This window comes from Lentzea sp. NPDC051208, assembly GCF_040682435.1.
GTDB lineage: Bacteria > Actinomycetota > Actinomycetes > Mycobacteriales > Pseudonocardiaceae > Lentzea > Lentzea kristufekii.
In genome coordinates, this window is record NZ_JBFBAW010000006.1 from 84,545 (window position 1) to 109,361 (window position 24,817).

Sequence of the window (24,817 nt, forward strand, 5' to 3'; positions counted from 1 at the left end):
CGGACGAGGGGGTAGTCGACAGGCATGCCCCGGACCACCGTCGTCATCGCCTCGCGGAACCGCGCGGACAGCCTGCTGCGCACGCTGTCACGCCTCAGCGAACTCGCGGTACCGGTGATCCTGGTCGACAACGCGTCCTCGGACGACACGGTTTCCCGTGTGCGCAACGAATTCCCGAACGTCCTCCTGCTGGAGTCGGCGGTGAACCGCGGCGCGGTGGCGCGCAATCTGGGTGTGCAGGCGGCACGGACACCGTTCGTCGCCTTCGCCGACGACGACTCGTGGTGGGCTCCCGATGCGATCGAACGAGCCGAGCCGATCTTCGACGAGCACCCGGACCTGGCGGTGATCGTCGCGCGCACGCTGGTGGGGCCGGAGGAGAAGCTCGACCCGATCACGCCGCTGCTGCGCGACAGCCCGCTGGGCGAGGGTGTCGCGGGGCCCGCGGTGCTCGGGTTCCTGGCCTGCTCGGCGATCGTGCGGCGGCAGGCGTTCCTGGACGCGGGCGGCTTCAGCCCGGTGCTGTTCTTCCGCGGCGAGGAGACGTTGCTGTCGTGGGACCTCGCGGCGGCGGGGTGGGCGCTCTGCTACGTCGACGACGTGGTGGCGCACCACCACCCGGCGGCGGGCCGGGCACCGGGCGAGGACGTCGTCGAGCGGCGCAACGCACTGCTGGCGGCGTGGATGCGACGGCCGCTGAGCCGTGCCCTGGCGGCGTCGCTGAAGGACCCGAAGGCGTTCCGGGCGGCCTTACCCCGGCTGCGTCAGGCGCTCCGGCAGCGGCGTGAGCTGCCGGAACACCTGGAAGCGCAGATCAGAGCGATCGCACGGCAGCCGCGAGACGCGTGATGCCCTCGTCGATCTGCTCCGGCGTGACGCCCGAGAACGCGAGCCGGATGGCGTTGTCGCCGCCCTCCAGCAGGAAGTCGGAGCCCTTCACGAACTCGACGCCGTGCTCCTTCGCGACCGGCACCAGCTTGTCGATCGACACGCCCGGCAGCTCGACCCACATGAAGTAGCCGCCCTGCGGCGCGGTGAAGACCGCCTCCGGCAGCTCCCGCTGGAGCGCGGCGACCAGGGCGTCCTTGCGGGCGCGCAGCGCGGTGCGGACGTTCGCGACCGACTCCTCGAGACGGCCGGAGCGGCAGTACGAGTTCACGATCGACTGCGCCACCATGTTCGGCGAGATGTACGTGGTGGTGGCGATGTCCTGGATGGACTTGATGACGGCCTTCGGGCCCACCAGGTAACCGCAGCGGATGCCGGGCGCCATGGTCTTCGAGAACGACGACGCGTAGACGACCTTCTCGTTCTTGTCCTGCGACAGCATCGTCGGCAGCGTCTCGCCCTCGAACCGCACCTTGACGTACGGGTCGTCCTCGAACAGCACGAAGTCGTACTTGGCCGCGAGGTCGAGCAGACGCGCGCGCTTCGCCTCGGACAGCGTGTAGCCGGCCGGGTTGTGGAAGTTCGGGATGATGTGCGCGAGCTTCGGGCGCACCCCGCTCTCCAGCAGCTCCTCGAGCGCGTCGACGTTGATGCCGTCGGTCTCCAGCTCGATCGCGTGGATCTTGGCGCCGCGCTGGCGCAGGTTCAGCAGCGTGCGGTCGTAGGTCGGCGCCTCGACCACCACGTCGTCGCCTTGCCCGACGAGCAGCTCGAACAGGAACGCGTCGGCCTGCATCGAGCCGTTGGTGACGAGCACCTGCTCAGGCGCGACGCCGTGCTGCTCCGCGAGCCAGGTGCGCAGCGGGACGTAGCCGACGCTCGTGCCGTACGCGAAGGTGCCGCCGGGGTCGTCCGTGAAGGCTTTCTGCGCTGCTTCGCGCAGGCCTTCCTGGTCGATGATGTCGAGAGAGGGCGCTCCGCGCGTGAACAGGATCGAGGCCATGCGCGGAGCGTACAACTCCCACGATTTGGGCTACGGCCTATATACGTATGAGCTCAGCCGGCTGACCGCTGCCTGCGCGTTCCCGAGGTGGTAGAGATCGACCGCCAGGAAGTTCGGCTTCTTCCTGGCCGCGGGCTGGCAGAACTGCTGAGCCCGGTTCGCGAGCTTGCCGTTGTCCGTCGTCGCGGTGCTCGTGAACGGAACGTCGCGGAAGTGGTTCATGACGAACAAGGGCTGGAAGGCGCCGGTCGCGGTGAGTGGTTTTTCATCCCATCGGCTGTAACAGGACCAGTCGGAACTGCCGAGACCCGAACCCATCGACCAGTAGTTCTCGACGGTCCACTCCTTCTGGTACAGCACACCGGAGTCCTCGCGCCCGTCCTTGCCGTGGTCGGTGAAGATGAGCAGGCGCTTGCCGCTGCTCTGCATCTGGCTGCGCGTGGGCCAGCCGTTCTGCTGCACGCCTTCTGCCCGGTACAGGACGTCGTTCAGCCCCTGCACCTTGCGGAGTTCGGAGCGCAGCGTGTTCGCGTCGACGTAGTCCTCCAGGAAGACCGTGACGATCTCGCTGCGATTGGCGCGCAGGAAGTCCACGATCCGCTGGACGTCGACGTTGAGCGCCACCGGCTTGCTGACGAGAGTGCAGCTGTTGTGGCACAGGATCGCGCCGTCGGGCGTCTGGTGGATGTCCAGCATGAACCCGCGGACGCCGTCGCTCAGCTGCTGCACGATGCCGCGCGTCTGGTTCTTGGCGAGGTTGACGAACGGCGGCGCGAACCCGCCGTCCACCCCGTTCGCATAGGCGTTGTGGGCGGTCAGGAACGTCATCTGGTCGAGCCGCGGATCCGCCGGCATCGGGCTGGTCTGGGCGGCGACCGGCGTCAGGTACCAGCGCGACTCACCGCCGAGGCTGAAGAACTCCCACTGATCACCGAACTGACGGGCCTCGTGAACCGTATCCCCTTGTGAGCACGAACCCATGGTGAGCTGGCGGGTGATGCACTGGCCCGGCGAGTCGGTGTTCTCGAACCTCCCGTCGCTCAGCCGCCACTGCTGGTGGTCCTCGTTGCCCTTCGGGCGGTGCAGTGCCAGTCCACTGCCGCTCTGGGCGACGTTGAGGCCGGTCCGGACACCGGTGACGTAGAACGTGCCCGCGGGAGCCGCTTCGGCGGTGGCGGGTACCAGAGGAAGTAGAAACAGGGCCGCGATGGCAGGGAGGTATCGCACGGTGACCAGAGTCACGTACCTGCATGAAACATGAAACGTCTTCAGGCGTTTGGACGTTTAACACTGTGGGTATTTCACGTGCCGTAGAGCCCTCTTAGCGGCCAGTACAACTCCAAGGCAGCCGTCGCCCAACCGAAGGGTTAGGGCCGGTATCCGGGCGCCGCCTTCACAAGCCGCGCAGGGTTCGACTTCCTCGGTTGCCACCACCTCCGCCCTGGAACAGCACAAAGCCCGCCCGGCGCACGGCCGAGCGGGCTTCAAGAGCTCAATCAGATGGCGCGGACGTCCTGCGCCTGCGGCCCCTTCTGACCCTGGCCGATCTCGAACTCCACGCGCTGCTGCTCTTCAAGCGACTTGAAGCCCGAACCGGAAATCTGCGAGTAGTGCACGAACACGTCCGGACCGCCGCCGTCCTGCGCGATGAATCCGAAGCCCTTCTCGCCGTTGAACCACTTCACGGTGCCCTGCGCCATACCGATTGCTCCCTAGATGTTGGACCCCCGCCAGAGCGAGGTTCGCGGGGCAGTCTGCCAGGCCACGGTCTCTCTCACATCGTGGTTAGCCCGGTGGTGTGACGAAGTAAGTTGAACCGGGTACCACCGAGAGGAGCAGGGATGTCGAACTGGCTGGACGTCGCGCACGAGGTTGCGGCGACGCTCAGGTCCGACGCGGCGGACAGGGACCGGGCCAACCAGCCGCCCGCCAAAGAGGTGGAACTGCTCCGGCAGAGCGGTCTGCTCAACGTCCGGGACTGGACGCAGCAGCAGCGGATCGGCCGGATCATCGGCGCCGCCGACGCCAACGTCGGACACCTCCTCGGGTACCACTACCTGCAGATCTGGCGCAGCGGGCTGTTCGACACCCAGTTCAGCGTCCAGCCCGACCAGTTCTGGGCCGGCGTCAGCAACCCGCTCGACGCGGCGCTCGAACTGACGCCCGCCGAGAACGGTTTCGTCCTGAACGGTCGCAAGACCTTCGCCACCGGAGCCGCCGTCGCCGACCGCCTCGTGGTCAGCGCGACCCGCACGGACAACGGCGAGAAGCTCACGTTCCTGCTCGACGGCAAAGCGGCCGGAATCACCTACTTGGACGATTGGGACAACATCGGTCAGCGCCTCACGGCGTCCGGCGGGGTGAACTTCGAGAACGTCCGGGTGACGGAGGTGCTCGGCGTCCAGCCGGCCACCGAGGACCCGCGCGTCAGCCTCGCCGCGCTCGGCTTCCAGCTCGTGCTCGCGCAGCTCTACGTGGCCATCGCGGAAGGCGCGCTCGCGGAGGCCGCCGACTACACCCGCACCAAGACCCGCCCGTGGTTCGTCAGCGGCGTCGAGTCCGCCACCGAGGACCCGTACATCGTCGCGGCCTACGGCGAGATGGTGTCCCAGACCAGGGCCGCCGGGCTGCTCGCGGACGAGGCCGCCCGGCAGCTCTGGGAGGCTTCCGAATTCGGCCGCAACCTCACGCCCGCCAAGCGCGGCGAGGTCGCGGTGACGATCTCCGAGGCGAAGGTCGTCAGCACCAAGCTCGTCAACGAGGTCACCAGCCGCATCTTCGAGCAGGTCGGCGCGCGCGGCACCGCGGCCAAGTACGGCGTGGACCGCTTCTGGCGCAACGCCCGCACGCTCACGCTGCACGACCCGGTCGTCTACAAGGCCCGCGAGGTCGGCGAGCACTTCCTGACCGGCGCGCGCCCCGCCCACACCGGGTACAGCTGATGCAGCCGGTCCTCGCCGACTCGGTGCGGCTCACCGAGGACGGCGTGCTGATCCTCGACCGCCGGCAGTTCCCGTTCGAACGGAACTGGGTGCTGTGCCGCACAGCCGAAGACGTCGGGCGGGCCATCGAGGACATGGTCACCCAGTCCTCCGGCCCGTACTTCGCGGTGCTGTTCGCCATGGTGCTGAAGGCACGCACCCTCGAAGCACTGCCGTTCGAACAGGCCCGCGCACAGCTGGCGGAGACCGCGCGGATGCTCGAGAACACCAGGCGCACCAACAACGCCCTGCGCAAGGCCACCAAGATCGTCCTCGACCACGTGGACGCCGCGCGGGACGTCACGCACGCGCTCGCGGGCGCCGAGGAAGGCGACCGCAGGTACCGGGCCAAGAGCCAGGCGCTGGGCGAGCACACGGCGAACCTGTTGCCCGACAACGCCACCGTCATGACGCACTGCTGGGCCGACCTGTACCTGACGGAGACGGTCCGGGCCGCCCAGCACCAGCAGAAGACGCTGCGCTTCTTCTGCACCGAGACCAGGCCCTACCTGCAGGGAGCCAGGCTCACCGCGGAGACGTTGATCGAGATGGGCGTCGACACCACGCTCATCACGGACGGCATGGGCGCCGCGGTGCTGCAAAGCGGCGAGGTCGACGCGTTGGTGACGGCGGCCGACCGGGTCACCATGGACGGGCACGTCGTGAACAAGGTCGGCACACTGGGTCTGGCCGTGGCCGCGCACGCGTTCGGAGTACCGTTCCACGCCCAAGTGCAGGCACCCGACCTGCTGGCGCCCACGACGGACCACGTGGAGATCGAGTACCGCGACGGTGCCGAAGTGCTGCAGGTGCTGGGCAGGCCGAGTGCCACGCCGAGGGTGAAGGGCCATTACCCGGCGTTCGACGTGACGCCGCCGCGCTTCGTCACGACGGTGGTGACCGACCGGGGCGTCTACCCGGCCGGCGAGCTCGACAAGTACTACGAGGGAGAACAGCGGTGAGCAAGTGGGTCGTGCTCGACATCGAGGGCACGCTGAGCGCGACGGACCAGGTGCTGGTCGTCCTCTACGACTACGCCCGTCCGAGGCTCGGTCCGTGGATCGAGCAGCACGGTGACGACCCGGTGGTCGCCGATGCCGTGCGGCAGATCAAGGAGCTCAGCGGCCACGACGACGTTGTCAAAGCGCTGCACGACTGGATGGACGCCGACCAGAAGGTCACGCCCCTCAAGACGTTGCAGGGCCTCATCTGGCAGCAGGGTTACGCGCAGGGCGACCTGGTGGCGGAGTTCTTCCCGGACGTCGTCCCCGCGATCCGCAAGTGGCACGGCGACGGCGTGAAGCTCGCGATCTTCAGCTCCGGCTCGGTCGCGGGCCAGGTCGCGTTCTTCAAGCACACCACCGACGGCGACCTGACCCCGTTGCTGGAGCACCACTTCGACACGGTCAACGCCGGTCCGAAGCGCGAGGCCGAGTCGTACCGCAAGATCGCCTCGGTGCTGCAGAGCGACGACATCACCTTCTACAGCGACGTTCCGGCCGAGCTGCACGCCGCGCAGGAGGCGGGCTGGAAGACGGTCGGCGTCGCGCGCGCCGGTGAGCCGTACGGCAACGCCGACTTCTCGCCCCACCCGACGGTCTGGGAGCTCTCGTGACCGCCGAGCTCGCCCGCGAGTGCGTCCGGTTCGCGCAGATGGGCTGGATGCGCGGCACGAGCGGCAACCTCTCCGTTGTCCTGCAACGTGATCCGCTCCGGCTCGCGGTCACGGTCAGCGGCGTGGACAAGGGCGAGATCACCGCGGAGGACAGCGTCGTCATCGACGCCGACGGCAACGCGGTCGACTCGCCGAAGATCCCGTCCGCCGAAGCGGGCCTGCACGCCAGGATCGCCCGGGTCGCCGGAGCTGGCGCCGTCGTGCACGTCCACGCGCTCGCCACCGTCGTCGCGGCGGAGCACTGGCCCGGTGGCGTGGTGCTGAAGGACCTGGAGATGCTCAAGGGCTTCGGCCGGTACGACCACGAGGAGGTCGTGATCCCGGTCGTCCGCAACTCACAGGACATGCTCGAACTGGGCGACGCCTTCGAGAAGGGCTTCGACCCGAAGGTGCCGGCGCTGCTCGTCGCACGGCACGGCGTGTACGTGTGGGGCGACGACCTCGTGCAGGCACGGCACCGCCTGGAATGCCTGGAGTGGCTGCTGCGCTTCAAGGTGGAGACGCGAGACATCTTTACGGGGAGGCACTCATGACGCTGCTGACGGTGTGGCCGGAAACCGGCCCCGAGGAGACCGTCCTGCGCACCACCGACGCCGAGGAGATCACCACCGCGCTCAAGGAGCACGGAGTGCGCTTCAGCCGTTGGTCCGTTGTGGACGGTGTGACCGCCGAGAACGCCCTGGAGATCTACAAGGACGAGGTCGCCCGCGTCAGCGAGACGGAGAGGTACGGCTACGTCGACGCGATGGAGATGACCCCGGCCGACACGGACGAGTACCGCGCGAAGGCCGTCGAGTTCCGCGACAAGTTCCTCGCCGAGCACACCCACGACGACGACGAGGACCGCTACTTCGCCCGTGGCGCAGGGGTTTTCTACCTGCACATCGGTGACAAGGTGTACGCGGTGTTCTGCGAGGCGGGCGACCTGCTGAGCGTTCCGGCGAACACGACGCACTGGTTCGACATGGGCACGACGCCCGACTACGTGTCGATCCGGTTCTTCCACGACGACGACGGCTGGATCGGCAACTTCACCGGCAGCGACATCGCGACGAAGTTCCCGACCTTCGACGAGCTGCGTTCAGGAATGTGAAAAGTTCGCCTACCTGAACATTGTTCCGGAATTCGAACGAAGTGTTGATTCCCTCCGCCCACTGACCTCACAGTGGTACAGACCACTTATCAAGGTCGGAGGGATTCACCGTGGAAACCCCTGCACTCCACACGCGACGTTCCGTGCTCGCCCTCGCGTTGACCGCACCCCTGCTCGTGGCCCCGGCGGCTCAGGCCCTCGCTCAGCCGCCGTCCGCGCAGTGGGCGTCAGCTCCGTACACCTACACCGTCCAGAAGCCGTACAACCTCGCGCTGAGCAGCCGTTACAAGTTCGAGGGCGGCGTCCACACGATGTGGGTGTACGACTACGACCAGCCGCACACCCAGGGCAGCCCAACCGATCCGCGCACCGAGATGCGCTTCAACCAGGAGTACTCCAGCGGCTCCCGCGCCTGGGAAGGCGAGATCTACATCCCGGCCGGCGTCAGCGGCCCGACCGTCGTGCAGATCCTGCGCGGCAGCCGCCCCGACGGCACCCGCGCCACCGACGTGATGCTCAACGTCGCGAACATCAACGGCGGCACCCTGCGCAAGGACAGCAACCAGGTCGTCGCCACCGGCATTTACAACAAATGGTTCAAGATCCGCGTCGAACACACCGCGGTGTCGGGCGGCCGCGGCACCGTGAGGATCTATTACAACGGCGCCCTCAAACTCACCCACCAGGACGAGGGCCCGGCGACGCGCTATTTCAAGAACGGCGTCTACCACCACGGCAGCGGCCGCGCGGAGGCCCGTTTCCGCAACATCACCTACTGGCGCCAGTGACACCCTGATCTGGCTGGGGAGACCACACGCCTGACCACTGCTCGGCACCCCAGCCCTCGAAACGCTCCACCTCGGTGAACCCCAGCTTCGCCGCGAGACGCATCGAGGCCAGGTTGGCCGTCTGGGTGGTGGTCACCACCTGACGGCCGGGATGCGTGGCGGCGAACCAGTCGAGCGCCGCCACGCACGCCTCGTAGGCGTAGCCCTGCCCCCAGAACTCCGGCAGGAACTGGTACCCCAGCTGGGCTTCACCGGCCTCGGGGTGCGGGTCGAAACTGACCATGCCGATCATCCCGCCGCCGAGAGCGACGACGAAGAAGCCCGTGCGCCGCCCCGGCACCGCGGGCGCCGTGCGTTCGACCTCGTCCCGCGGCTGGGCACCACCGACGTAGGTGCCCACCTCCGGCGACGAGAACAGCTCGACGAACGCCGCGCGGTCGCCCGCCTCGGACGCACGCAGCACGAGCCGGTCGGTCCTGATCGGGGTGGGTGGCCAGTCGACTGATCCGAGTCCGGTCATGCGATCGACCCTAGAGTGAAGCCATGGACTCACGGGTGGCGGTGGCATCGCTCGGCGGCACGATCACGATGACGGGCTCCGGCGCGGTGTCACCGACACTCGGCGCGCAGGACCTCGTCGGAGGCCTGGAGGTCGGCGAGATCGCCACCCTGGCGACGATCCCCGGTGCATCGCTCACCTTCGCGACGCTGCTGGAGACCTTCGACTGGGCCCACGAGCAGGTCTCGCGGGGCGCCGCCGGGGTGGTGATCATCCAGGGCACCGACACGCTGGAGGAGACCGCGTACTTCTTCGACTGCCTGTGGGCGCACGAAGAACCGCTCGTCGTCACCGGCGCCATGCGCCACCCGGGCCTACCCGGCGCGGACGGCCCGGCCAACCTGGCCGCCGCCGTGTCCGTCGCTGCGGCCGCGAACTCACGGGGCCGCGGAGCGTTGCTCGTCCTCAACGACGAGATCCACGCCGCCCGCTGGGTCCGCAAGTCCCACAGCAGCCTCATGAACGCCTTCACCTCGTTCCCCGGCCCACTCGGACTCCAGGTCGAGGGCGCCCCGCAGTACTTCCACCCGGCGCACCGGCTGCCCGCACTGCCGAGGCCTCTCGGCCCGCCGGCGGTTCCGCTCGTCGAGGCCACAGTGGACGATGACGGCGCGATCCTCGACTGGCTCGACGTCCAGGGCGTCGTCGTCGCGGCCACCGGTGCCGGGCACGTGTCGCAGGGGATGGCCGAGGCGATCTCCCGCGCCCGCTTCCCGGTGGTGGTGGCGTCGCGGACCGGCGCGGGCACGACGTTCCGCAACACCTACGGCTTCACCGGCTCCGAGGCGGACCTGATCGGGCGCGGCGCGGTCATGGCGGGCTGGCTGTGCCCGCGCAAGGCCCGCGTGCTGCTGCGGCTCGCCTTGGGCTCGGAGAGCTCGGTCGAGGACGTGTTCGCGGCCCGCGGGGGAGTCTTCTGAGTGCTGTTCCGCGCCTTGGTGGGTGCGGCGGCATCTGGGCTGCCCGAGAGTGCGTGGTGGACAGGGCGGCGGCATTGTCCGGGGTGTTCGGCGGATGGGGCGTCAAGGCTGCTCCTGGGTGCTTGGTGGCTTGAAGCATTGCGTCGTGGTGTCGAAGGGCTGCGGAGTGCGGTTGCCGCAGCGGCGGCGGTGAGTGGCGGTGGTGCGCCGCGCCCTTGTGGCCGCCCGCCTGTCGGTGGGTGGGGGTGGCTGGTGGGCGCGGCGCGTCAGGCGGTGTGGATCGGGTTGGTCCTTGGCCTTCGGTGTGGGTCGATGAACGCCGGTGGGCGGAACGTCGGGAGGCCTTCGGTCATCTCGATCTGCCATTCCGAGTGGTGGACGAGGTCGTGGTGGCGGCGGCAGAGCAGGACCAGGTTGTCGGCGTTGGTCTTGCCGCCCTCCGACCAGAACCTGACGTGGTGGGCTTCGCAGTGCTTCGGCGGGCGGGTGCAGCCAGGAAAGGCGCAGCCCTTGTCACGGGCCACCAGGACTCGGCGCAGGCCCGCGTTGATCGCCCTGGTCTTGCGGCCCACGTCGTGAACCTGGGAGCGGCTGCCCATCAGGGTGGGGATGATGCCCGCGTCGCAGGCCATCTTGCGGACCTGGCTCATCGGCAGGTGCTCGCCGTTGTCGAGCAGGGCGCTGCCGATGCCCTCGCGGAGCTTGTCGTAGTCGACCGTGACCGTCAGCTGGACGCGCTCGCCGCTGTGGATCCTGCTGCTGTCGGCGCGTAGAGCCAGGTCGATGACCTCGCACAGCGCGTCGCCCTCTCGTTCCGGCGCGCACCGCTGGTCGTGGGGCTCCGGCTTGGCCAGCGGGTCGATCAGCGCGTCGAGCTTCGCGCCGGTCTCGGCGTCGAGGTCGGCGGACAGCAGGTACCGGCCGCCCCTCCACTGGCGCCGCAGGACGTTCTTCCGCGCCACCGGGTCTGAGTCCTTGGGCTCTGGGCCGTCCTGGTCCAGGCGGTAGGCCAGCTCCTTGCAGAACGCCTTGGCGGAGCGGGGTTCGTGCTGCCGCGAGTACTCGACCACGTGCTCCTCCGCCACGGAGGGCAGCGCGGCCATCGCCTCGGCCAGCACCTCCACGTGGTCTTCGGACAGCTCTCCCTCGGCCATCGCGGCCGCGACACCGGGCAGCACCGGCGCGATCAGCGAGCCGGTCGGCGTCATCGTGGGGCACAACGCCTGCGCCTGCTTGATCCTGCGGCGTGACACCTTGGGATCCCAGCGCAGCGTGTGCTTGAAGACCTCGACGAGATCCTTGTAACCCAGCGTTTCCGCCGCACCCTGCTGGTCGAGCGAACCGATGATCTCCAGCACCTGGAACTGAAGCCTCTGCAGCGCGCGCACCTTCCGCTTGAGCTCGTCGAGGAGCTCAAGCGGGGAGGAGAGCGCGAGTGCCTGCATGCGTTCATCGTGGCATGAACAGGTGTTCGAATTCCATTCCACGATGGGGTGAAAGGGCAGGTCAGGCCCTATGGCGCCGTGTGCGACGCACGACGCCATAGGGCCTGCCGTTTTCACCCGAACGAGCCCGTGGCATGGATCGAACCCAAGCCATACCGTCGTTGGGCATGACCGCGATCATTTCCACCCCGTGCAGTCGGGAACTCGGCGACGAGTTGCGCCGTCTTCGGGAGACGTGCACCCAGTTCCACGGCCGTGCGATGGCCATTCAGCTGGGCTGGGACCCGAGTAAGGTGTCCGACATCGAACTCGGCAAGGTGCGCGCGAGTGACGTCGACATCGTGCAGTACCTCGCGACGTGCGGTAAGAACATCGACTTCATCGACGCGTTCCGCGGTCGCTACTACAACGCCTTCGATCTGTACTTCGCTCAGATGTCGGACAACGTGGGCACACTCGCGATGGCAGAGGCGATGGCCACGAAGATCTTCTCCTACGACGTGCTGATCATCCACGGCCTGATGCAAACGGAGGACTACGCGTTCCAGCTCTTCGTCGACTCCCACATCGAAGCACCTGAGGACATCGCAAGGCTCGTCCAGGCACGCATGGACCGGCAAGCGATCATGAGGCGGCCGAACCGGCCGGAGTGCGTGTTCTTCGTGCATGAGCTGGCCTTGCGGATGCAGCTGGGTGATGCACGCATCCGCGAAGATCAGTACCTGCGTCTCCTCTTCAACACCCACATTCTCAGGGTCGTGCCCGCGGGCATCTGCTCTTTCCGTTCTCCGGTAACGCTGTACGAGTTCGGCAAGGCGGCCCCGGTCGTGTACAGCGAGTCCGAGACGGCTCAGGTGTGGGCGCAGGACGGCGTTGCCGTCGCGCGAGCCAGGAGGCTCTTTCAGCGGCTGGATGCCGTCGCTCTGGATGCGGAACAATCGAAGCGCAAGCTGGCGGAGTACGTCAGCGGACTTCGAGAGGATCCTCATGTCGGCGGAACGGATCTGGCGTAAGAGCAGTTACAGCAACGGCGGTACCGCGCAAAGCTGCGTGGAGGTGTCGCTGGCCCAGGACGCGCTCGTGCGGGACACGAAGAACGCGAGCGGTCCGGTACTCGCGTTCTCCACCACTGCCTGGCGCGCCCTGATCAACTCGCTCTGACCACCGACGTGTTCGCGGTCTCGACCGTCACCCGCACGGTCTGAGGGGCGAGCGACTGCAGGTACTGCGCGTGGTCCGAGCCGAGCGTGTCGCTGAACGCGATGAACCCCAGCCGGGGCAGTTCGAACGCGGTGGTGGCGCAGAAGTCCTCCAGGCGGTCGAAGCCGCGGCGGATCCCGGTGGCGTCGAGGCCGAACGCGGCGTGCCGGTCGAGCTTGGCGGCGCCGATGTCGAGCAGGTGCAACGCGTGCATGGCGTGCGTGAACGCCATCGCGCACACCTCGATGCGTGAGCACGACAGCAGCAGCGTCCGCACCATCGACGGGTGCAGCGACTTGCCGGACGTGCGCAGGACGACGTCGATGCCGGCGTCGCGGAACAGTTCGACGATCTCGAACAGGCCGGGCACTCCCAACGGCTCGCCGCCGCCCAGCGTGACGGTCTCGGGGCGCATCGAGATGAGCGCCTGTGCGATGTGCAGCATTCGGTCGTGGCTGAGCCGCGCGTGTGCGACGTCCCAGGTGATGTCCATGCGAATCGGGCCCCCTTCGGCGGATACGCCGATCCAAACCAGGGACCTGTCCCGCCGTCAGGTGACCTGTGTCCCGATCTGGGAGGGACTTCCCAGCCCGGCCTCGCGGGCGCGCACGATGGCCTGCGCGCGGTCGGCGACCTGCAGCTTGGTGAAGATCGCGGAGACCCGGTTGCGGACGGTCTTGCCCGACAGCGTCAGCCGGTGCGCGATCGACGGGTTGTCCAGGCCCGACGCCATCAGCTCCAGCACGTCTCGCTCCCGATCCGTGAGCTGCGGGAACAGCACCGCCTTGGACGACGAGATGGCGGTGAAGTAGCCCATCATGCGCTGGGCGATGGTGGCGCTGAAGATCGCCTCGCCGGCTCCTATCGCCTGCACCGCGCGCACGATCTCGTCGTCGTCCGTCGTCTTGACGAGGTAACCGCGCGCGCCCGCCTTCATCGCCGCGAACACCAGCTCGTCGTCCTCGTGCATCGTCAGTACGAGGACACCGACGTGCGGCAGTGCCTCCTGGATCTGCTTCGCGGCCTCGACACCGCCCAGGACGGGCATGTGCAGGTCCATCACGACGACGTCCGGCGCGAGGTCCAGGACGACCTGCACGGCCTCCTGCCCGTCGGCGGCGTCACCGACGACCTCGAGACCGTCCTCGCCGTCCAGCAACGCCTTCAAGCCGCGCCGGAACACCGGGTGGTCGTCTGCGATCACAACCCGCGTCACTGGGCCTCCAACGGGATCCGCGCCACCACCCGAGTCCCGTGTGGTTCCGCGGGTCCCACTGTGCACGATCCACCCAGCTCCGCGCAGCGTTCCCGCATCGAATCGAGCCCCACTCCCGGCTTCGCGTCGGCCGCGACCCCGCGTCCGTCGTCCACGATCTCCACGACCAGGTCGCGGTCGGCCCGCACGGTGATCACGCAGGTCGACGCTCCGGAGTGGCGCGCGGTGTTGGTCAACGCCTCCGCGACGATCCGGTAGGCCGCGACCTCGACCGCGGCGGACAGCCCGTCGATCTGCTCGGCGTGCACCTCGACGCGCAGGTCACCGCCGAAGCGGGCGGCCTCGTCGCGCACGGCCAAGGCCAGGCCCTGGTCGAGGATCGGCGGCCGCAGCCCGTCCACGAGGCTGCGCACCTCGACGGCGGTCGTGTCGACGTCGGCCAGCACCGGGTCCAGCACCTCGCCCAGCGAGCGGCGCAACGCCTTGAGCTGCAACCGGATCCCGACCAGCGCCGGCCCCACGCCGTCGTGCAGGTCGCGCCGCAGCCGCAGCCGTTCCTCCTCGCGGGCACGCACCAACCGTTCGCGGGCGAGTTGCAGATCGGCGGTCAGTTTGATCGACTGCGCGGCCGGAGCCGTGGACCGGGCGAGGTCGACGAGCAGGCTCAGTTCGCGATCGCTCAACCGCTCGTCGGGCGCACGCGGCTCGACCACGAGATCACCGACCGAGGAACCCCGGTACGTCATGGGGAAGCGCAGCTGCGGCCAGCCGCGGCTGCGGCCGTGCTCGGCCAGCACCGACCCGCCGCGGATCGCCACGTACGGCAGCTTCAACGACTCGGCGACCGTCTGCGCCACGGTCGCAAGCACGTCCTGCGACTGTTCGAGCTTCTCGCTCAACGTGGACAACGTCGCGTAAGGATCGGAGCGCTCGCCGTACAGCCAGCGGTCGAGTTTGCGCTGCACCCAGCTGCGGATCGGCGCGAACACCAGTCCCGCGGCCACGACCCCGATCACCTCGGCGTCCTGCGCGAACAGCTGGCCGGCCCCGACCATCACACCGAGGTAGACCAGCAGCAGCACCACGGTCAGCGAGCCGTAGAGCAACGACCGGTGGATCAGCAGGCTGATGTCGTACAGGCCGTACCGCAGGATCGCGATGACCGCGGCGGCCGGGAACGCCAGCACACCGACGATCCACGCGATGTGCCCGTCCGTCGTCTCCACCGCGGTCGCCACGCCGGCCAGCGTCAGCAGCGCGAACGCCCACACGAGCAACCGGCGTTCGTCCCCTTCCGCCCTCCGCCACCGCAGAGCCAGGGACACCACGGCCGCGAGCACGGAGACCCCGGCCGCGAGAACGGCGATCAGCGTGATCGTCTTCGCGAGCCCGTCACCGCTGCTCTGCCAGTACGAGGCGGGATCGCCCCACGAGGCCCAGGCGATCCCGATGGTGCCCACGACAGCACTGAACAGCGACGCGCCGATGGCGATCCACCAGCGGTTGCTCAGCGGCTTGCCGTTGGGGAAGACCAGTGCCACAGCGGGCAGCAGCGCGTACGTGGGCCACCAGACCCACGCCTCGACCCATCGGGCGGGGTGGTCGGCGGGCTGACCCGCGACCGCGACGGCGACGGCGCCGAACACGCCCATCGCCAGCAGCAACCACCCGACGGACGACCTGCGGACGTGGCCGATCACGCGCACCCCGAGAAGGGTGCAGGCGAACGCGACGAGCCAGTTCCGCGGATGTGAGACGGCGCCGGTGACCGCTGTGTGCACGACGGCGAAGAGCACACAGGCGGCCACCACCGCGCCGACGACTCGGGCGAGGGTGACCTCGCGCCGAGTCAGTCGCTGAGCCAGTGCCACAGGTTGTGGAACGGAGAACCGGAGTCCAGCGTGGACAGACCGCCCGGCCAGCCCTGGAAGGTCATGATCCGGCGGCGCAGCTCTTCCACGGTCCGCGGCTGGGCGGGCTTGTGGGTGTGATCGAAATCGACGTCCCCAGGTGGCGCGTTCATGGCGCGCACCTGAAGCTCCGCGTACCAGGCGAGGAGCTCTTCGTCGGACATGTGCGAAAAGTACGGCGGGGTTACTTTCTGCCCGGACTTCGACATGCCTGGAAGGAGTCGTGGGCACTCGTCTGGATACACGAGTGCCCACGAACTTCTGAGAACTTTCTCGGATCAGCTCACGGCAGGACCTGGATCTTGCGGCCGACACCGGCCTTGAACTGGTCCAACGCCTTGGCGTAGTCGTCCAGCGGCACCCTGTCACTGATGAAGATCTCGGGATCCAGCACTCCGGTCGCGAACAGGTCCGCCGCCCGTTCGAACGAGTGCAGCACCGCCATCGAGCCGGTGATGGTGATCTCCTGGTTGTAGATCCGGTACGGCTCGATGGTCACGCGGGCCGAGTAGTCCGAGACGCCGAACTGGAGGAACGTGCCTCCCTTCGCGACCCGGCCGAGACCGTCCTGGATGGCCTTCTCGTTGCCGGTGGCGTCGATGACGACGTCCCAGCCCTGCGGCCGGTCCAGTTCGTCCGCGGAGGACGCCACGCCCGTGACGCCGAGCTGGACGGCGGTCTTCAGGCGCTCCTCGTTGAGGTCCACGACCTCGATCGACGACGCGCCGGTCAGCTTGCCGAGCTGCAGCATCATCAGGCCCATCGTGCCCGAGCCGTAGATCAGCACCCGGGACGCCATCTGCGACCGCAGCACGTCGTAGCCGCGCACCGCGCACGACAGCGGCTCGATCAGCGCCGCGTCCTCGGTCCGCACGTGGTCCGGCAGCTTCACACAGTTCGCCACGGGCGCCACCGCGAACTCCGCCGCGCCACCGGCCGTGGTGACGCCGATGGCCGCCCAGCGCTCGCAGAGGTTGTTCTTGCCCGAGCGGCACATGCGGCACTCGTGGCAGTAGAGCGACGGGTCGACGGCCACGCGGTCGCCGACCTTCAGCTCGTTCACCTGGGAACCGATCTCGACGATCGTGCCGGCGAACTCGTGGCCCGGCACGACCGGCAGGGTGGGAGCGAACTCGCCCTGCAGGATGTGCAGGTCCGTGCCGCACAGCCCGCAGGCCGCCACGTCGACGACCACGTCGCGGGGACCGCACCTGGGATCGTCCACAGTGGTCACTTCGACGGACCCGACGCCGGTGATCACTGCTGCTTTCACTTGACCGCTCCCAACGAAAGGCCCTGGACGAGCTTGTCCTGGGCGGCGAACCCGGCGATGAGCACCGGCAGAGACACCACGACCGCGGCCGCGCACACCTTGGCCAGGAACAGGCCCTGGGAGGTGACGAACCCGGTGAGGTACACGGGCGCGGTACCGGCGACGACACCGGTCAGCACCCGTGCGAAGAGCAGCTCGTTCCAGCTGAAGATGAAGCAGATCAACGCCGTCGCCGCGATGCCGGGCATCGCGATGGGCGCCACCACCCGGCGCAGCGTCGTGACCAGGCCGGCGCCGTCGATAGAGGCGGCCTCCAGGATCTCCTTCGGCACCTCGGACAGGAACGAGCGCATGAGCCACACCGCGATCGGCAGGTTCATCGAGCAGTACAGCAGCGTGAGGAACGAGATGTTGTCGAGCATCCCGGAGAACTGCGCGATCAGGTAGATCGGCAGCAGCGCCGCGACGACCGGCATCATCTTGGTGGACAGGAAGAAGAACAGGACGTCCGTCCACTTCTCCACCGGCTTGATCGACAACGCGTACGCGGCCGGGATCGCCAGCAGCAGCACGATGATCGTCGATCCGATCGAGGCGCTGAACGAGTTGATCAGCGGCGGCCACGCGCCGGAGTCGAAGAACTCCGCGTAACCGTCCAGCGTCAGCGGCGCCGCGAGGGACGGCGGGTTCGTCGCCGCGTCCGACTCGCTGTGCAGCGAGGTCAGGAACATCCAGGCCACCGGTGCGAAGAAGACGATGCCGGCGAACCAGGCGAGCACACCCCAACCGTGTTTGATCCATTGGGGATTCATCGCTTCTCCTCCTTGAACAGCGAGGACACCGTGCGCAGCGCGAACGTCGCGATGAGGATCGACCCCGCCACCACGATCACGCCGGCCGCGGAGGCCTCGCCGTACTCGTGGGCCTGGTAGAAGGTCTGGTAGATCATGTACGGCAGGTTCGCCGTGCCCAGACCGCCGGACGTGATCGTGAAGACCGCGTCGAAGTTCTGCACGATGTAGATCGACCCGAGCAGCCCGCCGAGCTCCAGGTACTGGCGCAGGTGCGGGAACGTCAGGTAGCGGAAGATCTGGAACGACGACGCGCCGTCGATCGTGGCGGCCTCGACGGGTTCGACGGGCTTCGACTGCAGGCCCGCCAGCAGGATCAGCATCATGAACGGCGTCCACTGCCACACCAGCGACAGCACGACGGCGCTCATCGGCATGGTGGAGATCCAGTCCGGCTGGGCGTCGAAGCCCAGCCAGTTCAGGATTCCGTTGAACAGGCCGTACTCCGGGTTGTAGAGCACGTGCTTCCAGATCAGCGCCGCCGCCACCGGGACCACGAGGAACGGCGCGATCAGCATGGTGCGCACGAACCCGCGGCCGCGGAACTTCTTGTCCAGCAACAACGCGAGGCCCAGTCCGAGGATCAGGCTGATCAGCACCACCGACGCGGTCAGCACGATCGTGTTGACGACCGACGAGCGCAGATCGGGGTCGGTGAAGACGTTGACGTAGTTGTCGAACCCGGCGAACCCGCGGTTGGTGGGATCGAGCGAGTTCCACCTCATGAACGAGATCACCAGCGTTGCCAGGAACGGCAGCTGCGTCACGATGATCAGGAAGATGAGCGCGGGCAGCAGGGGTGCCCGCCGCGCCCACTTCGAGTAGCCCTTGCGGGGGACGGGAGGCGGCCGGTCCACGACCGGCCGCTCCCTCGTCATGACAGCCATGTCACTGTCCCTTGTACTTCGCGGCGACCTTCTCGGCGAGTCCCTGACCGTTGTTCAGCGCGTCGTCCACCGTCACCGCACCCGCGATCGCGGAGCTGATCTGCTGCGACACCTGCGTGCCGAGGTCGGTGAACTCGGGGATGCCGACGAACTGGATGCCGGGCGCCGGGCGTTCCTGCACACCTGGGTTGAGCGGCTTCGCGCCCTTGATCGCGGCCTCGGCCATCGCGGAGAAGCTGCCGGAGGACTGCTTGTACTCGGGACGCTGGTAGGTCGACGAGCGCTTGCCGTCGGGGAGCTTCGACCAGCCGAGGTTCTTGCCGACGAGCTCCTCGTAGCCCTTGCCGGACGCCCACGAGATGAACTTCCAGGCCGCGTCCTGCTTCTTCGAGGCCTTCTGGATGCCGAACGCCCACGTGTAGAGCCAGCCGGAGCTGTCGGTCTTCACGACCGGCGCCTGGGTGAAGCCGAGCTTGCCCTTGATGGGGGAGTCGGCGGCTTCGAGCAGGCCGGCGGCGACCGTGGCGTCGTACCACATCGCGACCTTGCCCTGCGTCATGTTGTTGAGGCACTCGGCGAACCCGGCCTGCGGAGCACCGGCTTCACCGTAGTTGCGCACCAGGTCCACGTAGAACTTGGTGGCCGCCTTGAACTCGGGCGCGTTGACCTGCGCCTGCCAGTCCTTGGTGAACCACGTGCCGCCGAAGGTGTTCACGACCGTCGTGAGCGGTGCCATGACCTGGCCCCAGCCCGGCTGGCCGCGCAGGCAGATGCCGCGCACCTCGGGCGTGGCGACCTTCTGCGCCGCTTCCGCGACCTGCTGCCAGGTCGGCTTCTCGGGCAGCGTGACGCCCTTGGCCTCGAAGATGTCCTTGCGGTACATGAGGAACGACGACTCGCCGTAGAACGGCTGCGCGTATACCTTGCCGTCCGCCGCGGTCAGCGACTGCCTGATCGGCTCCAGGATGTCGGCCTGGTCGAACGCGCTGTCCTTGGACACGAAGTCGTCCATCGGCGCGAGCCAGCCGTTCTTGGCGTACATCGGCGTCTCGTAGTTGGAGATCGTCGCGACGTCGTACTGCCCGGCCTGGCTGGAGAAGTCCTGGCTGATCTTGTCGCGGACGTCGTTCTCGGGCAGCACGGTGAAGTTCACCTTGATGCCCGTGTCCTTCGTGAAGTTGTCCGCGGTGAGCTTCTGCAGGTCCTGCATCTGCGGGTTGTTCACCATCAGGACGTTCACCGAGTTCTCACCACCACCCCCGCCACCGGCACCCGAACAGGCGGACGCGAGCAGCAACACGGCGGTGGCGGCCCCGAATGTGCGAAGTGGTGTGCGAATCGACGGCATCGTCGGTTCCTTTCCAGGGTTTTTGGGCGCGTCGAAGAAGGGGGATGCACCCAAAGGCGAGGGTCGTTCAGGCTCTGATGACTTTGGGGCCGAGCAGCGTGTAGCGGTGGGCCTCGTGGGCGGAGAGGCCGCTGTCGGTGACGACCGCCTCCAGATCGGAGACCTCGGCGAACCGGTGGAAGCTGGAGACGCCGAACTTCGTGTGCGTCCCGACGAAGATCTTCCGCCGGGAAACGCCGAGCGCCTTGGCCTTCACCGCGCCGACCGCCGGGTCGGGCGTGGTCAGGCCGTGCTCGCGGGAGATGCCGTTCGCGCCGATGTAGGCGAGGTCGATGACCATCTCGCCGAGCATTCTGGTCGTCCAGTGGTCCACAGTGGCCAGTGTGTGGCCCCTGACGCGGCCGCCCAGCAGCAGGACGGTGCACGACGGGTGCTCGGACATCGCCGCCGCGGTCGGCAGCGACGCGGTGATGATCGTGAGCGGGTTGGTCGTGGGCAACGCCTCCGCGACGAGCTGCGGTGTGTAGCCCTCGTCGATGAACACGGTCTCGGCGTCGTCGAGGCGCTCGGCGGCCGCCTTCGCGATGCGCCGCTTCTCCGGGACGTGCGACCCGGCGCGGAACCGGAGCCCCGTCTCGAAGCCGGCGCTCTCGACCGGCACACCGCCACCGTGCGTCCGCCGCACCAGGCCGTGCTCGTCGAGCACGCGCAGGTCGCGCCTGACCGTTTCGGGCGCCACGCGCAGTTCCTGCGCCATCTCCACCACGTCGACGCGGCCGTCGGCGCGGGCCCTGGCCAGGATGCGCCGCTTGCGTTCCTCGGCTCGCATGTCACCTGCCCATTCGGCTCATGAGTTGCCCGTTCGGGCCGTGCATAGATGAAACACCCTCGAAACATTGTGTTGGGTGCCACAGCTGGGTGAGATCCTGCCCGATTTCTGCCCGGTTCGCCGTGTGTGACGGCGCGTTCACGCAGGTCGACCAGAATGGGCACGCCCGAACTGCCGTCACCGCGTGCCCGGATGGCCTCCAGGTCGTTGGTGAATTCGGTGGAACCGGGTAAGGCAGGCTCGCGTCGGACCGGGCAGCGAAGGGGAGGAATGGTGCGAAAGATCGCGCGGCTGGTCGCGGGCCTCGTGGGGCTCGCGCTCTGGGCGGTTGTCGCCATCGCTGGTCTGACGGGCTTCACGTACTTCAAGCCGGCGGCCGCGACGACGAGCGTTTCGGACCGGGGTGTCGCACGGGTGGCCGACTGCCGGCGAGAAGGACCGGTGTCCGTCAGCGGCTTCGGCTACTGGTGGTTGTGCGAGGCCGACGTCGTGTGGGACAGCGGTGACACGGGGCGGGTGACCGTCCAGATCGGTCAGCTCCGTCCGGACGACGCCGGAAAGGACGTGCCTGTCGTTCAACGGCTGGTGGCCGACAAGGCGTCTCGCGTCACGGCCGTGTACCGGGCCGACTTCGAACCGAGCGTGGTGCTGGGGCTCGGGTCGGTGCTCGGCGGTCTCGGCTTCGGCTTCCTGCTGTTCGTGATCGTCTTCGGCGGCACCTTGTCCGCCACGGAACGAAAGCCCGACATGAGGGGTACTACGTGAATCCGACCATGGGTGATCCCGACGCGTTGATGCGCAAGTGGGACGAGGAGATCCAGGCCAAGCTGAAGCAGGCCGACCAGATCTCGCAGGCCGCGCGCGAGGTCCGGGTGACCCAGCGGTCGAACGACGGCTCGGTCTCGGTCACGGTCGACAGCGGCGGCAACGTGATGGCGCTCGACCTCACCGACGCGGCGCTGCGCAAGCAGCCGGCACAGCTGTCGGCGGAGATCCTGGGCATCATGCGGTCGGCGCAGGCGCAGATCGCGACGCGGATGCAGGAGGCGATGGCGCCGGTCCTCGGTGACGACTCCGCCACCATGAACGCGATCATGGGCGGCTTCCAGGAGAAGTTCCCGCAGCCGCCGCAGGAGACCGAGCAGCCGCGCAGGGCTCCGCAGCCGCCGGACGACGACGACTTCCAGGGCCACAACTGGGCCCGCGACAAGAAGGAGTGGTGACCGCATGACCGCGGGAGGCTTCAACGTCCACACCGTCGCCATGCGTGACCACGCGCGCAGGCTGGACGGTGTGGTCGAGCAGATCGGCGTGGCACAGCAGGCCGCCACGCAGGCGACCATCAGCGGGACCACCGCCTACGGCATCCTCTGCAGCCCGATCCTGCTGCCGCTGATGGGCTCGATCGAGCTCACGGGACACGCGGCCATCGCGACCGCGAACACCGTCGTCGCCGCGACGTCGGCGAGTGTCAGCGCGATGGCTGAAACCTACGACAACGTGGACGCGGCGGTCGGCGGCACCCTGCACAAGCTCATCGACAAGCTGGGAGGCGGGAAATGAGCAATCCGTTGATCGCGAGGCCGGCGGCGAGCGACGGTCTCGACGGCCTGACCGGTATCGGCGTTGTCGAGGTCTCGGCCGACGCGGTCGCCGCCGTTCAGCGCGGCGACTGGCTGGAGGCCGGTGTCAACGCCGGAGCGGCCGGTCTCGACGCGCTCGGTTTCATCGCCGACCCGTTCGGCAGCCTGCTCAGCTCGGCGTTCGCCTGGTTCATCGAGCACGTCGAGCCGTTGACGTCGATGCTCAACTCGCTCGCGGGCGACCCCGGCACGATCAACCTGAACGCCGCCACCTGGGGCAACGTCTCCGACCACCTCGCCAAGGCCTCCGAGTACATGAAGCAGGTCGTGGAGTCGGACACCTCCGCCTGGCAGGGGGCCGCGATCGCCGCGTACAAGCCGGTCGCACTGCTCGAGGCGGAAGCGATCAAAGGCGCGTCGATCGCCGCGAGCGGTGTGGGAGCCGCGCTGACCGGTGCCGCCGCGGCCGTCGCAGTGGTCCGCACGACCGTGCGCGACCTGATCGCGATGGGGATGAGCGAGTTGGTGCAGTTCCTGATCAGGGCCGCCGCTGCTGCCGTGATCACCGTCGGCCTGGCCACCCCCGCGATCGTGGCCGACGGCATCCGCGTCGTCGTGAAGTGGGTCAACAAGGTCCGCGAGTGGATCGACAAGATCGTCACCACGATCCGGAGCCTCTCCAAGCTGGTCTCCAAGCTCCTCGACGTGCTCGAGAAGGTCAAGGACGTGATGAAGAACATGACGCCGAAGGCCGCGGTCACCGCGCAGGTCGTGAAGAACACGGGCGTCTACAGCACCAACATGGACGACCAGTCGTACGCCACGAGGTGATGTGGACGAGGGAGCCTTGCCGAGTGCGGAAAGGCTCCCTCGTCGCGTGATCAGGAGATCCAGGCCGCGGCGTCGGACGGCAGCCGTCCGTCCGCCAACGGGATGCTTGACAACGTTGGCACGCCCGGCAGATCGATGGCCCGGTCCGACAGGTTGACGACGCAGGTGTGGTCGCCGCGCTTGAACGCCAGCACGTCCTCGCCCAGGTCGAGCCACTCCAGGTCGCCGTTGATGCCGCGGCGTTGCGCGAACACCTCGCGGTACAGGGCGAGCATCGACTCGGGGTCCTCCGACTGGACCGCGACCGAGAAGTCCTGCCAGTTCTCGGGTTGCGGCAACCAGCTCGGGCCGTCCTCCGCGGACCAGGGGAGTGGCACGCGGCAGCCGTCGCGGCCCCGGTCGGTGAAGCCGGAGCGGTGCCACACCGGGTCCTCGCGCAGCTCGTCCGGCAGGTCCTCGACCTCCCAGAGGCCCAGCTCCTCGCCCTGGTAGACGTAGACGCCGCCGGGCAGCGCCGCGGTGAGCATGATCGCCGCACGGGCCCGGCGGGTGCCCAGTTCGAAGTCGGTCGGGGCGCCGTGCTGCCTGTCCGCGAAGGAGAACCCCGTCTTCTCGCGGCCGTAGCGGGTCACGTGCCTGGTGACGTCGTGGTTGGAGAGCACCCAGGTCGGCGGTGCGCCGACGGGTTCGTGCGCGGCGAGCGTGCTGTCGACGACCTTGCGCAGTTCGTCGGCGTTCCACGGGCAGCAGAGGAAGTCGAAGTTGAACGCGCTGTGCATCTCGTCCTGGCGGAGGTACCGGGCGAACCTGACCGGGTCGGGCAGCCACATCTCGCCGACGAGGATGCGGTCGCCGTCGTAGGAGTCCACGATCTGCCGCCACCTGCGGTAGATCTCGTGCACGCCGTCCTGGTCGGAGTAGGGCAGGTCGGCGTCGGGCTTGCTGAAGTCCTTGACCAGGCCGTCGGCCACGTCGATGCGGAAGCCGTCGACGCCGCGGTCGAGCCAAAACCGCAGGATGTCCTCGAACTCGTCGTGGACGACCTGGTTCTCCCAGTTGAAGTCCGGCTGTTCGGCGGCGTAGAGGTGCAGGTACCAGCGGCCGTCCGGGAGCCTGCTCCACGCCGGGCCGCCGAAGCGCGACTGCCAGTCGTTCGGGATCTCCTCGGTGTCGCGGATGTGGAAGCGGTCCCACAGCCCGTCCTTGAACCACGGGTGCTGGTCGCTGCAGTGGTTCGGGACGAGGTCGATGATGATCCGGATGCCCAGGCCGTGCGCGTCCGCGATGAGCTTCTCGGCGTCGGCGAGCGACCCGAAGACCGGCTCGATGTCGCGGTAGTCCGCCACGTCGTAGCCGCCGTCCGCGAGCGGGCTCGGGTACCACGGGTTGAGCCAGATCGCGTCGAAGCCGAGGTTCGCGATGTGCTGGAGCTTGGCGCGGAGGCCGGCCAGGTCGCCGATGCCGTCACCGTTGCCGTCCGCGAAGCTGCGCAGGTAGACCTGGTAGATGGATGCGTTGCGCCACCAACTCATCTGGT

Annotated in this window: 29 protein-coding genes; 14 read left to right on the forward strand and 15 right to left on the reverse strand. The window is 68.1% G+C overall.

The window, feature by feature from the left end; all coding sequences use genetic code 11:
* Positions 1–24: 24 nt before the first annotated feature.
* Positions 25–849, forward strand: coding sequence for a glycosyltransferase (locus AB0M48_RS15820; protein WP_363841629.1), 825 nt, complete (start codon positions 25–27; stop codon positions 847–849).
* Here AB0M48_RS15820 and AB0M48_RS15825 read toward each other — a convergent pair.
* The 3 genes from AB0M48_RS15825 to AB0M48_RS15835 form a co-directional block, all read right to left on the reverse strand.
* On the reverse strand, positions 815–1,891 hold the full coding sequence (locus AB0M48_RS15825) for a PLP-dependent aminotransferase family protein (protein ID WP_266039638.1): 1,077 nt from the start codon (positions 1,889–1,891) through the stop codon (positions 815–817). The genes AB0M48_RS15820 and AB0M48_RS15825 overlap by 35 nt on opposite strands.
* Positions 1,892–1,921: 30 nt before the next feature.
* Positions 1,922–3,118 (reverse strand): PI-PLC domain-containing protein, encoded by a 1,197-nt coding sequence (locus tag AB0M48_RS15830; protein ID WP_363841633.1) that lies wholly within the window; start codon positions 3,116–3,118, stop codon positions 1,922–1,924.
* A 269-nt stretch (positions 3,119–3,387) separates the two neighbouring features.
* Complete coding sequence (locus tag AB0M48_RS15835) at positions 3,388–3,591, reverse strand: cold-shock protein (protein WP_030479286.1); 204 nt, start codon at positions 3,589–3,591, stop codon at positions 3,388–3,390.
* 141 nt (positions 3,592–3,732) lie between these two features.
* Between AB0M48_RS15835 and AB0M48_RS15840 the strand changes: the two genes are divergently transcribed.
* The 6 genes from AB0M48_RS15840 (at position 3,733) to AB0M48_RS15865 (ending at position 8,428) form a co-directional block, all read left to right on the forward strand.
* The gene (locus AB0M48_RS15840; protein WP_363841637.1) at positions 3,733–4,833 is read left to right on the forward strand and encodes an acyl-CoA dehydrogenase family protein; all 1,101 of its coding nucleotides are present in this window, start codon (positions 3,733–3,735) and stop codon (positions 4,831–4,833) included.
* The gene (locus tag AB0M48_RS15845; RefSeq protein ID WP_363841640.1) at positions 4,833–5,834 is read left to right on the forward strand and encodes a s-methyl-5-thioribose-1-phosphate isomerase; all 1,002 of its coding nucleotides are present in this window, start codon (positions 4,833–4,835) and stop codon (positions 5,832–5,834) included. The genes AB0M48_RS15840 and AB0M48_RS15845 overlap by 1 nt, the downstream gene beginning before the upstream one ends.
* Positions 5,831–6,487, forward strand: coding sequence for an acireductone synthase (gene mtnC, locus AB0M48_RS15850; RefSeq protein ID WP_363841643.1), 657 nt, complete (start codon positions 5,831–5,833; stop codon positions 6,485–6,487). Before AB0M48_RS15845 ends, mtnC begins: the two co-directional genes overlap by 4 nt.
* The gene (gene mtnB, locus AB0M48_RS15855; protein ID WP_363841646.1) at positions 6,484–7,080 is read left to right on the forward strand and encodes a methylthioribulose 1-phosphate dehydratase; all 597 of its coding nucleotides are present in this window, start codon (positions 6,484–6,486) and stop codon (positions 7,078–7,080) included. Before mtnC ends, mtnB begins: the two co-directional genes overlap by 4 nt.
* Positions 7,077–7,640, forward strand: coding sequence for a cupin (locus AB0M48_RS15860; protein WP_319986473.1), 564 nt, complete (start codon positions 7,077–7,079; stop codon positions 7,638–7,640). Before mtnB ends, AB0M48_RS15860 begins: the two co-directional genes overlap by 4 nt.
* 110 nt (positions 7,641–7,750) lie before the next feature.
* Complete coding sequence (locus tag AB0M48_RS15865; RefSeq protein WP_363841649.1) at positions 7,751–8,428, forward strand: polysaccharide lyase family 7 protein; 678 nt, start codon at positions 7,751–7,753, stop codon at positions 8,426–8,428.
* On the opposite strand, the gene AB0M48_RS15870 is transcribed toward AB0M48_RS15865, so the two are convergent.
* Positions 8,409–8,948, reverse strand: a complete 540-nt coding sequence (locus tag AB0M48_RS15870; RefSeq protein ID WP_363841652.1) for a GNAT family N-acetyltransferase — start codon at positions 8,946–8,948, stop codon at positions 8,409–8,411. The two genes, AB0M48_RS15865 and AB0M48_RS15870, sit on opposite strands and share 20 nt — an antisense overlap.
* A gap of 23 nt (positions 8,949–8,971) precedes the next feature.
* Here AB0M48_RS15870 and AB0M48_RS15875 point away from each other — a divergent pair, with 23 nt between their 5' ends.
* On the forward strand, positions 8,972–9,907 hold the full coding sequence (locus AB0M48_RS15875; protein WP_363841655.1) for an asparaginase: 936 nt from the start codon (positions 8,972–8,974) through the stop codon (positions 9,905–9,907).
* Positions 9,908–10,173: 266 nt separating this feature from the next.
* Here the strand turns inward: AB0M48_RS15875 and AB0M48_RS15880 are convergent, their stop codons facing one another.
* Positions 10,174–11,352, reverse strand: a complete 1,179-nt coding sequence (locus AB0M48_RS15880; protein WP_363841658.1) for a DUF222 domain-containing protein — start codon at positions 11,350–11,352, stop codon at positions 10,174–10,176.
* 167 nt (positions 11,353–11,519) lie between these two features.
* On the opposite strand from AB0M48_RS15880, the gene AB0M48_RS15885 reads away from it, so the two are divergent.
* Positions 11,520–12,365: a helix-turn-helix transcriptional regulator gene (locus tag AB0M48_RS15885; protein ID WP_363841661.1), complete on the forward strand. Its 846-nt coding sequence runs from the start codon at positions 11,520–11,522 to the stop codon at positions 12,363–12,365.
* Between the two features lie 43 nt (positions 12,366–12,408).
* Entirely contained in the window at positions 12,409–12,513 is a 105-nt protein-coding gene (locus tag AB0M48_RS15890) for a DUF397 domain-containing protein (protein ID WP_363841664.1), read from the forward strand.
* On the opposite strand, the gene AB0M48_RS15895 is transcribed toward AB0M48_RS15890, so the two are convergent.
* The 9 genes from AB0M48_RS15895 to AB0M48_RS15935 form a co-directional block, all read right to left on the reverse strand.
* On the reverse strand, positions 12,500–13,045 hold the full coding sequence (locus tag AB0M48_RS15895) for a radical SAM protein (protein WP_363841667.1): 546 nt from the start codon (positions 13,043–13,045) through the stop codon (positions 12,500–12,502). The two genes, AB0M48_RS15890 and AB0M48_RS15895, sit on opposite strands and share 14 nt — an antisense overlap.
* 57 nt (positions 13,046–13,102) lie before the next feature.
* Entirely contained in the window at positions 13,103–13,768 is a 666-nt protein-coding gene (locus tag AB0M48_RS15900) for a response regulator transcription factor (protein ID WP_363841670.1), read from the reverse strand.
* A complete protein-coding gene (locus AB0M48_RS15905) occupies positions 13,765–15,639 on the reverse strand; it encodes an ATP-binding protein (protein WP_363841673.1) in 1,875 nt (624 codons plus the stop codon). The genes AB0M48_RS15900 and AB0M48_RS15905 overlap by 4 nt, the downstream gene beginning before the upstream one ends.
* Positions 15,618–15,842, reverse strand: a complete 225-nt coding sequence (locus AB0M48_RS15910) for a hypothetical protein (protein WP_363841676.1) — start codon at positions 15,840–15,842, stop codon at positions 15,618–15,620. The genes AB0M48_RS15905 and AB0M48_RS15910 overlap by 22 nt, the downstream gene beginning before the upstream one ends.
* A gap of 119 nt (positions 15,843–15,961) precedes the next feature.
* The gene (locus AB0M48_RS15915; RefSeq protein WP_319986462.1) at positions 15,962–16,951 is read right to left on the reverse strand and encodes a zinc-dependent alcohol dehydrogenase family protein; all 990 of its coding nucleotides are present in this window, start codon (positions 16,949–16,951) and stop codon (positions 15,962–15,964) included.
* The gene (locus AB0M48_RS15920; protein WP_363841680.1) at positions 16,948–17,763 is read right to left on the reverse strand and encodes a carbohydrate ABC transporter permease; all 816 of its coding nucleotides are present in this window, start codon (positions 17,761–17,763) and stop codon (positions 16,948–16,950) included. Before AB0M48_RS15920 ends, AB0M48_RS15915 begins: the two co-directional genes overlap by 4 nt.
* A complete protein-coding gene (locus AB0M48_RS15925; protein ID WP_363841683.1) occupies positions 17,760–18,689 on the reverse strand; it encodes a sugar ABC transporter permease in 930 nt (309 codons plus the stop codon). The genes AB0M48_RS15920 and AB0M48_RS15925 overlap by 4 nt, the downstream gene beginning before the upstream one ends.
* Before the next feature lies 1 nt (position 18,690).
* The gene (locus AB0M48_RS15930; RefSeq protein WP_363841686.1) at positions 18,691–20,037 is read right to left on the reverse strand and encodes a sugar ABC transporter substrate-binding protein; all 1,347 of its coding nucleotides are present in this window, start codon (positions 20,035–20,037) and stop codon (positions 18,691–18,693) included.
* 67 nt (positions 20,038–20,104) lie between these two features.
* Positions 20,105–20,866, reverse strand: a complete 762-nt coding sequence (locus AB0M48_RS15935; RefSeq protein ID WP_363841689.1) for a DeoR/GlpR family DNA-binding transcription regulator — start codon at positions 20,864–20,866, stop codon at positions 20,105–20,107.
* A 273-nt stretch (positions 20,867–21,139) separates the two neighbouring features.
* On the opposite strand from AB0M48_RS15935, the gene AB0M48_RS15940 reads away from it, so the two are divergent.
* The 4 genes from AB0M48_RS15940 to AB0M48_RS15955 are packed head-to-tail and all read left to right on the forward strand — an operon-like array spanning position 21,140 to position 23,280.
* Complete coding sequence (locus AB0M48_RS15940) at positions 21,140–21,631, forward strand: DUF6346 domain-containing protein (RefSeq protein ID WP_363841693.1); 492 nt, start codon at positions 21,140–21,142, stop codon at positions 21,629–21,631.
* Positions 21,628–22,089 carry a YbaB/EbfC family nucleoid-associated protein gene (locus tag AB0M48_RS15945; RefSeq protein ID WP_363841696.1) on the forward strand — a complete coding sequence of 154 codons (462 nt, stop codon included), beginning with the start codon at positions 21,628–21,630 and terminating at the stop codon, positions 22,087–22,089. Before AB0M48_RS15940 ends, AB0M48_RS15945 begins: the two co-directional genes overlap by 4 nt.
* A 4-nt stretch (positions 22,090–22,093) precedes the next feature.
* On the forward strand, positions 22,094–22,429 hold the full coding sequence (locus tag AB0M48_RS15950) for a type VII secretion target (protein WP_363841699.1): 336 nt from the start codon (positions 22,094–22,096) through the stop codon (positions 22,427–22,429).
* The gene (locus tag AB0M48_RS15955; RefSeq protein ID WP_363841702.1) at positions 22,426–23,280 is read left to right on the forward strand and encodes a hypothetical protein; all 855 of its coding nucleotides are present in this window, start codon (positions 22,426–22,428) and stop codon (positions 23,278–23,280) included. Before AB0M48_RS15950 ends, AB0M48_RS15955 begins: the two co-directional genes overlap by 4 nt.
* A gap of 50 nt (positions 23,281–23,330) precedes the next feature.
* Here the strand turns inward: AB0M48_RS15955 and AB0M48_RS15960 are convergent, their stop codons facing one another.
* Positions 23,331–24,812, reverse strand: a complete 1,482-nt coding sequence (locus tag AB0M48_RS15960; protein WP_363841705.1) for a glycoside hydrolase family 13 protein — start codon at positions 24,810–24,812, stop codon at positions 23,331–23,333.
* Positions 24,813–24,817 lie beyond the last annotated feature (5 nt).

Coding starts and splice junctions, on each gene's coding strand:
- AB0M48_RS15875 (WP_363841655.1), top strand. CDS start 8,972: ATGGACTCACGGGTGGCGGTGGCATCGCTCGGCGGCACGATCACGATG.
- AB0M48_RS15960 (WP_363841705.1), bottom strand. CDS start 24,812: ATGAGTTGGTGGCGCAACGCATCCATCTACCAGGTCTACCTGCGCAGC.
- AB0M48_RS15920 (WP_363841680.1), bottom strand. CDS start 17,763: ATGAATCCCCAATGGATCAAACACGGTTGGGGTGTGCTCGCCTGGTTC.
- AB0M48_RS15935 (WP_363841689.1), bottom strand. CDS start 20,866: ATGCGAGCCGAGGAACGCAAGCGGCGCATCCTGGCCAGGGCCCGCGCC.
- AB0M48_RS15880 (WP_363841658.1), bottom strand. CDS start 11,352: ATGCAGGCACTCGCGCTCTCCTCCCCGCTTGAGCTCCTCGACGAGCTC.
- AB0M48_RS15840 (WP_363841637.1), top strand. CDS start 3,733: ATGTCGAACTGGCTGGACGTCGCGCACGAGGTTGCGGCGACGCTCAGG.
- AB0M48_RS15930 (WP_363841686.1), bottom strand. CDS start 20,037: ATGCCGTCGATTCGCACACCACTTCGCACATTCGGGGCCGCCACCGCC.
- AB0M48_RS15925 (WP_363841683.1), bottom strand. CDS start 18,689: ATGGCTGTCATGACGAGGGAGCGGCCGGTCGTGGACCGGCCGCCTCCC.
- AB0M48_RS15895 (WP_363841667.1), bottom strand. CDS start 13,045: ATGGACATCACCTGGGACGTCGCACACGCGCGGCTCAGCCACGACCGA.
- AB0M48_RS15910 (WP_363841676.1), bottom strand. CDS start 15,842: ATGTCCGACGAAGAGCTCCTCGCCTGGTACGCGGAGCTTCAGGTGCGC.
- AB0M48_RS15870 (WP_363841652.1), bottom strand. CDS start 8,948: ATGACCGGACTCGGATCAGTCGACTGGCCACCCACCCCGATCAGGACC.
- AB0M48_RS15820 (WP_363841629.1), top strand. CDS start 25: ATGCCCCGGACCACCGTCGTCATCGCCTCGCGGAACCGCGCGGACAGC.
- AB0M48_RS15885 (WP_363841661.1), top strand. CDS start 11,520: ATGACCGCGATCATTTCCACCCCGTGCAGTCGGGAACTCGGCGACGAG.
- AB0M48_RS15825 (WP_266039638.1), bottom strand. CDS start 1,891: ATGGCCTCGATCCTGTTCACGCGCGGAGCGCCCTCTCTCGACATCATC.
- AB0M48_RS15955 (WP_363841702.1), top strand. CDS start 22,426: ATGAGCAATCCGTTGATCGCGAGGCCGGCGGCGAGCGACGGTCTCGAC.
- AB0M48_RS15845 (WP_363841640.1), top strand. CDS start 4,833: ATGCAGCCGGTCCTCGCCGACTCGGTGCGGCTCACCGAGGACGGCGTG.
- AB0M48_RS15835 (WP_030479286.1), bottom strand. CDS start 3,591: ATGGCGCAGGGCACCGTGAAGTGGTTCAACGGCGAGAAGGGCTTCGGA.
- AB0M48_RS15860 (WP_319986473.1), top strand. CDS start 7,077: ATGACGCTGCTGACGGTGTGGCCGGAAACCGGCCCCGAGGAGACCGTC.
- AB0M48_RS15950 (WP_363841699.1), top strand. CDS start 22,094: ATGACCGCGGGAGGCTTCAACGTCCACACCGTCGCCATGCGTGACCAC.